Here is a 350-nt window from a genome sequence, read left to right as displayed (position 1 = left end):
TCCAGCTTGGACTCACAGTATATCACGTTTGCGAGCCTGAAATGAAGGCAGAGTTTGACGAAGCTGTTTATGATGAGCAGGTAAGCATGATGGAGATGGTACTCGACGTTGACGATATCGTTAGCGAGATGAGCGCTATCCGTGACGAATACTGCAAATATCTGTAAGATATGTCAGAGGGTCAGACCCCGGGTAAGCCCGAAAGGGTCCGACCCTCTTTTTCTATTCTTCTATTTATGGGGAAATAGAGAAGCGAACTTAGGAAAGGTGGAAAACTGTAATGAATAGTGTAATTAAAGGAGCAAGTTATGTCTTAGCACATACTCCTGACATGGTTTTATATAATGGAA

At 42.9% G+C, this 350-nt stretch carries 1 pseudogene; it reads left to right on the top strand.

Annotated elements, in window-relative coordinates:
- A pseudogene (locus LI149_RS15110) lies at window positions 1–167 on the top strand (glycine/sarcosine/betaine reductase complex selenoprotein A); the annotation flags it as partial.
- Window positions 168–350 lie beyond the last annotated feature (183 nt).

The sequence above is a fragment of the Dorea sp. 210702-DFI.3.17 genome (genome assembly GCF_020560825.1).
GTDB classification, from domain to species: Bacteria; Bacillota; Clostridia; order Lachnospirales; family Lachnospiraceae; genus Dorea; species Dorea formicigenerans.
Note: the sequence above shows the minus strand (reverse complement) of the source record. Positions and strands in the feature narration are given on the sequence as shown.